Here is a 5,296-nt window from a genome sequence, read left to right as displayed (position 1 = left end):
TAAGCGCGGTGACACCCGAACCAAGATGCTGATCAGCGCCGCCGAGGTAATGCGTGAACGCGGCGCGGCAGGTGTGACCATCGACGAGGTGCTCACCCGCAGCGGTGCGCCGCGCGGCTCGGTGTACCACCACTTTCCCGACGGGCGCAATCAGATCCTCGCCGAGGCCCTTCGGTATGCCGGGGATGCGATCACCGCCGATATCGATGACGCCGCCGGGCGAGGCGCAAAAGTACTGCTGCGGCAGTTCGTCGAGTTCTGGGAACGCGTACTGGCCGAAAGCGATTTCAACGCTGGCTGCCCTGTGGTGGCGGCGGCAATCGGCGGGGCCGATGACGAAGTTCGGTTGGCCGCCGACGCCGGACAGATTTTCGCGCAGTGGCGCGCGGCGCTGACTCGGGCTTTCGTCGCCGATGGCTTTCTCGAGTCTGATGCCGACTCGCTGGCGGTGATGTCGATCGCCACGCTGGAAGGCGCCGTTGTGCTTTGCCGCTCGCTACGCAGCAGCGAGCCGCTGCGGAAGGTTTACGAAGAGCTCGAATTTCTGGTCAAGGCAAGGGAATTCGTCCGCCGCAACGGAGTCCCGGAGCGCCAGTAGCTGGCGAGCAGACATAAATGCCCCCGACACGCCGGGTTTTCAGGAGCCTTTGCGTCTGCTCGCGCTAGGGAGGTTAGTCGCTAGCAGGCAGCGGCTTGGCTTCCTTGAGGCTCAGCGCGGTTTCGCCGACAGCCAGCGTTCCCGCACCCGCCTTGGTCACCAACACCTCGGCGCCGGCCTCATCCACGTAGCGCTTGCCCATCACGTTGCCGTCGGCGAACGCGGGGTCCAGTTCGCCGGACCGCTCGGCATCCAAGGCCACCATCGGTGCGCCGCCGCAGCGCAGATCATCAAGGCTGTCCGCGCTCCGGACGACGATGACCTGGGTGTCGCACACCTGGCTGGCCAGACGAGTTCCGTTCTTAATCATGATTTTTCGGTTCCTTACTGCTCGGCCGGAGCGGCGCGAAGCTCTTCGACAATTTCACGGCGGAGCACTTTGCCGGTCGCGTTGGTGGGCAGCTCGTCGCGAAAGACTACCCGGTCGGGCGTACGCGAACCCCGCAAACTTTTGCGGACGTGCTCGCGCAGCTCCTCCGGATCCGGGTCGGTGCCGGCTGCCGGCACCACCACCGCGACGATCGCCTGACCCCATTGCGGATCGTCGACGCCGACCACGGCGACGTCACGCACCGCGGCGTGTTCGATCAGCACGTCCTCCAGCTCGGCGGGCGCGATGTTCTCGCCACCCCGGATGATGGTGTCGTCGCTGCGGCCGCCAATAAACAGGTAGCCATCCTCGTCGAGGGTGGCGATGTCTCTGGTCGGAAACCACCCGTCGGCGTCGAGCACCGAGCCGATTCCGGTATAACGGCCCGAGACCTGGTCACCGCGCACGAACAACTCACCGCACTGCCCCGGGCCCAGCACCGTGCCGTTCTCGTCGCGGACCTGAACCTCGATGCCCGGTACCGGTTGACCGACCGAACCTAACCGCTTGACGACTGCGGGATCCGACGCGGCCTGCGCCTGGCGGTGATCCTCCGGGGTGAGCACCGCAATCGTCGAACTCGTCTCGGTCAATCCGTACGCGTTGACAAAGCCCACGCCGGGTAACAGCTCGAGGGCCTTGCGGACCAGCGGCAAACCGACTTTCGAACCGCCGTAGGCCAGGTTGCGCAGCGACGGCAATTCATGACCGCCGCCCTCCAACTCGGTCACGATGCGATCGAGCATGGTCGGTACCACGGTTGCGGTGGTGACGTGCTCGGCGTTGATCAGCCGCACCCATTCCTGCGGATCGAAGGTGGGCAGGTAGACCATCTTGCGTCCGGCATACAGGTTCGACAGCGCCGCGCTGACTCCGGCGATGTGGTAGGGCGGCACGCAGATCAGCGCCGCGTCGGCCGGCTCGGCGGAATCGAATTCCACCTACCCGGTGATGTAGCTGGTCAGGTTGTTATGCGTGAGTTCGACGGCCTTGGGCTGTGACGTGGTGCCCGACGTGAACAGCACGATCGCGACCGCATCCGGGTCGGCGAACTCCGCTGCCGGCTCCGCGTCGCGAGCCGCAGCCAAAAACTCGTGCGAGTCGATGACTTGTTGACCGGCGTCTCCCAGCATGTCGCGGTACCGGTTGTCGACGATCACCAGCGGCGCGGGCAGCCGCCGGATCAGCGCCCGGATACCGTCGGCGGAGAGCCGGTAATTGATCGGCGTGAACGCCAACCCGGCCCGCGCCGAGGCGAAGATCAGCAGCGGGAGCATCGCGCCGCCGGCCCCGACGTACACGACATGCTCGGCGTTCGATCCGGCGATGACGCCCGCGCCGCCATCGGCGAGATCGCTGAGCTGCTGCGTGGTCAACCGGGTGTCCCCCGAGACGACGGCCGTTCGGTCGGGATTGCTCGACAAAGCCATCTCGAGAAGTAACGAAATGCTCATCCTCGAACTCTCTGTGGTCCACCCGTTACAAAAGCGGCCGGAAATGTCACGCCCGTTCGTAGTTTAGATCACGCAACCAGGTGCTCGTGATCGCGGTCAGGTCCCGGTCCAGCGGGCCGGACGCTTCTCAGCGAACGCGATCGCACCTTCCTTGGCGTCGTTCGAGGTGAACACCGGCGCGAGGATCTTGTTCTGTTCGGCGAACATCGTCTCCGGGCTCCAGCCGCGGGATTCCACGATGATCCGCTTGGTGGCTGCCACCGCCAGCGGCCCGTTGGCGGTGATCTTCTCGGCCAACGCGATCGCGGCCTCCAGCGCGCCGCCCGGCTCAGCCAGGACATTGACCATCCCCAGCGCGTGCGCCCGCTCGGCGGTGAAGTTTTCCCCGGTCAGCGCCAACTCCATCGCGATCGCAGCCGGGATGCGTGCAGGCAGCCGCAGCAATCCCCCACCACCGGCGACCAGCCCACGCTTGACCTCGGGAATGCCGAACGCAGCGTCTTTCGACGCCACGATCAAGTCGGTGGCCAGCGCCAATTCGGTGCCACCGGCCAGCGCATAGCCTTCTACCGCGGCGATCAGCGGCTTAGTCGGCGGACGCTCGGTAAAGCCCATCCCGCGGCCCTCGACAATCGGGACCTCGCCGCGAGCAAACGCCTTGAGATCCATGCCCGCGCAGAACGAGCCGCCCGCGCCGGTCAGGACGCCCACCGAAAGACCTGGGTCTTCGTCGAGGCGGTCCACGGCGTCGGCCAGCCCTCTGGCAACCGCGGCGTTGACCGCGTTCTTGGCCTTGGGCCTGTTGATGGTGATGATCAGGATCCGGTCCCGCTGTTCGACGACGACTTCGGGTTCTTCAGTGCTCACTGTGTTCATTGCGCTGTCGCGTTCCTTCTGCATGACGGATGTTGGGGAGAAGCTAACATCACACCCAAAGCCACGCTGAAAGCCCAGGGGAATGCGTTGACGGCAACCGATATCGAACCGACTGAGACCTCTAAGTGGGATCCCGGACTCACCGAACGTGTGATGGGGTGGATCCGTCCGCTGATCAAGGGCTACCACCGGGCGGAGGTCCGCGGGCTGGAGTCCTTCCCGCCGGGCGGCGCACTCGTGGTGTCCAACCACTCCGGCGGGTTGTTCCCGATGGACGTTCCGGTGTTCGCCACCGGTTTCTACGAGATGTTCGGATACGACCGGCCCGTCTACACCCTGAGCCACGACGTGTTGTTCACCGGCCCGATCGCGGAGTTCTTCGTCCGCACCGGCTTCATTCGCGCCAACCACGAAAACGCCGACGAGGCACTGCGCTCCGGCGGTGTAGTGGTGGTGTTCCCGGGCGGCGACTACGACGTCTATCGACCGACGCTGGCAGAGAACATCGTTGATTTCGACGGGCGCACCGGATACGTGCGGGCGGCGCTGAACGCGAGGGTTCCGATCGTGCCCGCGGTCGCGGTCGGCGGTCAGGAAAACCAGATCTACCTCTCTCGCGGCATGGGATTGGCCCGGGCACTGCGATTGGACAAGCTGATGCGGGTCAAGATCTTGCCGATCTCGGTGGGCTTCCCGTTCGGGCTGTCCGCGGTGGTGCCGCCCAACCTGCCGCTGCCGACCAAGATCGTGATGCAGGTGCTCGAGCCGATCGACGTAAGAGCCGAATTCGGCGACGAGCCCGACGTCGACGCTGTCGACGCCCACGTGCGCCGCGTCATGCAGCAGGCGCTCAATAGTTTGGCCAAAGAGCGTCGCCTCCCGGTCATCGGCTAACGACAGTGGCACCGCTCGGCCTACTGGCCAGCATGGTCCGCGCGGGAATCATCGCTCCCCTGCGGCCGGATAAGTACGTACGGATCGTCGCCGTCGCACGACGCGAAGGCCTCTCCGTCACAAGCGGATTCGCGATGTCAGCGCAACGCTGTCCCAACCGTCCCGCACTGATCGACGAACACGGGACACTGACATTCCGTGAGCTCGACGCGCGCGGCAACGCGTTGGCAGCGGCGTTGCAGGCTCTGCCCGGCGGCACACCGGAAGTCGTTGCCATCATGTGTCGCAACCACCGCGGTTTCGTCGAGGCGCTGATGGCGGCCAGCCGGATCGGCGCCGACGTGCTGCTGCTCAATACCTCCTTCGCCGGGCCGGCCCTGGCTGAGGTGGTCAATCGCGAAGGCGCGGATGCCGTGATCTACGACGAAGAATTCACCGACTCGGTGGACCGCGCGCTGGCCGACAAACCTGACGCCACCCGCGTCGTCGCGTGGACCGATCAGCCGCACGACACGACCGTCGAAAAGCTGATCGCCGCCCACAGCGGTAAGCGCCCCGCTAAAACGGGCCGTCACGGCAAACTGATCCTGCTGACGTCGGGAACTACCGGTAACCCCAAGGGCGCCAAGCACTCCGGCGGCGGTGCAACCGAACTCAAGGCGATGTTGGACCGGGTGCCGTGGCACACCGAAGAGACGATCGTCGTGGTGGCACCGATGTTTCATGCCTGGGGCTTTTCGCAGCTGATTTTCGCCGCGTCTATGGGCTGCACGGTGGTCACCCGGCGCAAGTTCGACCCAGAGGCCACCCTCGACCTCATCGACCGTTACCAGGCCACCGGCCTGTGCGTGGTGCCGGTGATGTTCGACAGGATCATGGACCTGCCCGACGAGGTGCGCCGTCGCTTTCACGGTCGGTCGCTGCGGTTCGCCACCGCATCCGGATCGCGGATGCGCCCCGACGTCGTCACCCGGTTCATGGACGAATTCGGCGACATCATCTACAACAACTACAACGCCACCGAAGCCGGCATGATCGCCACCG

At 65.4% G+C, this 5,296-nt stretch carries 5 protein-coding genes and 1 pseudogene; 3 read left to right on the top strand and 3 right to left on the bottom strand.

Annotation, left to right across the window (positions count from 1 at the left end):
- Nucleotides 1–598, top strand: a 598-nt coding sequence (locus WBF82_RS03280; RefSeq protein WP_424381666.1) for a TetR/AcrR family transcriptional regulator, incomplete at its 5' end; no start/stop codon positions are given.
- A 73-nt stretch (nt 599–671) separates the two neighbouring features.
- Here the strand turns inward: WBF82_RS03280 and WBF82_RS03275 are convergent.
- The 3 genes and pseudogenes from WBF82_RS03275 to WBF82_RS03265 all read right to left on the bottom strand — a co-directional run bounded on the left by WBF82_RS03275 (nt 672) and on the right by WBF82_RS03265 (nt 3,382).
- Nucleotides 672–968, bottom strand: coding sequence for a hypothetical protein (locus tag WBF82_RS03275; RefSeq protein ID WP_424381665.1), 297 nt, complete (start codon nt 966–968; stop codon nt 672–674).
- A 14-nt stretch (nt 969–982) separates the two neighbouring features.
- Nucleotides 983–2,482: pseudogene (locus WBF82_RS03270) on the bottom strand (class I adenylate-forming enzyme family protein).
- Between the two features lie 96 nt (nt 2,483–2,578).
- Nucleotides 2,579–3,382, bottom strand: coding sequence for a crotonase/enoyl-CoA hydratase family protein (locus WBF82_RS03265; protein ID WP_424381664.1), 804 nt, complete (start codon nt 3,380–3,382; stop codon nt 2,579–2,581).
- 63 nt (nt 3,383–3,445) lie between these two features.
- Between WBF82_RS03265 and WBF82_RS03260 the strand changes: the two genes are divergently transcribed.
- On the top strand, nt 3,446–4,252 hold the full coding sequence (locus WBF82_RS03260; RefSeq protein WP_424381663.1) for a 1-acyl-sn-glycerol-3-phosphate acyltransferase: 807 nt from the start codon (nt 3,446–3,448) through the stop codon (nt 4,250–4,252).
- A gap of 32 nt (nt 4,253–4,284) precedes the next feature.
- The coding region (locus WBF82_RS03255; RefSeq protein WP_424381667.1) for an AMP-binding protein at nt 4,285–5,296 on the top strand (1,012 nt) is incomplete at its 3' end.

It is taken from the genome of Mycobacterium sp. (genome assembly GCF_049673265.1).
Taxonomy (GTDB): domain Bacteria; phylum Actinomycetota; class Actinomycetes; order Mycobacteriales; family Mycobacteriaceae; genus Mycobacterium.
The sequence above is the reverse complement of the archived record's forward strand: the minus strand, read 5'-3'. Positions and strand labels throughout refer to the sequence as shown.

Coding starts and splice junctions, on each gene's coding strand:
- WBF82_RS03275 (WP_424381665.1), bottom strand. CDS start 968: ATGATTAAGAACGGAACTCGTCTGGCCAGCCAGGTGTGCGACACCCAG.
- WBF82_RS03265 (WP_424381664.1), bottom strand. CDS start 3,382: ATGCAGAAGGAACGCGACAGCGCAATGAACACAGTGAGCACTGAAGAA.